Raw genomic sequence first — 557 nt, 5'->3', positions numbered from 1 at the left:
TCAAAGAATCTACGCCGATATCTATCAAACGTTTCACATGTTGAACTGCTCGAAGATCTTTCGAGTTCATGATGTAAGTACCATGCTCATCTTCATAGGCANGCATATATTCACTAGGTCTGCCTTGTTCTTGAAGCAGGTAGATTGGCGAAGAGTTTATCCTAGCCGTATCCCCAATATCACTGGAGTCAAAGGTTTGTATTCCGGGAGCTTTAGCGATGATGTCGCCTTCAATTGTTTCTTTCGCTTCATGCGCTTGGTATTTCCAGCGGAAACTGTTAGTACAGGCTCCTTGATTTGAGTCTCGATGGGTCATGTAGCCTGATAGTAAGCAACGATCTGAATAGGCAATACATAACGCGCCATGAACGAAAACTTCCAACTCCATGTCGGGACAACGCTGCTTAATTTCTTCTACTTCGTCGAGAGATAGTCCTCTAGATAGGATGACGCGGGTAAGTCCTTGTTTCTGCCAAAACTTTACGGTGGCCCAATTAACAGCATTAGCTTGCACAGACAAATGAATAGGCATATCGGGCCACTTCTCACGAACCATC

Annotated in this window: 1 protein-coding gene; it reads right to left on the bottom strand. The window is 44.4% G+C overall.

Annotation, left to right across the window (positions count from 1 at the left end):
* Nucleotides 1-557, bottom strand: a 557-nt coding sequence (locus A3738_RS05660) for a U32 family peptidase (RefSeq protein WP_197473630.1), incomplete at both ends; no start/stop codon positions are given.

The sequence above is a fragment of the Oleiphilus sp. HI0066 genome, assembly GCF_001635725.1.
The sequence above is the reverse complement of the archived record's forward strand: the minus strand, read 5'-3'. Positions and strand labels throughout refer to the sequence as shown.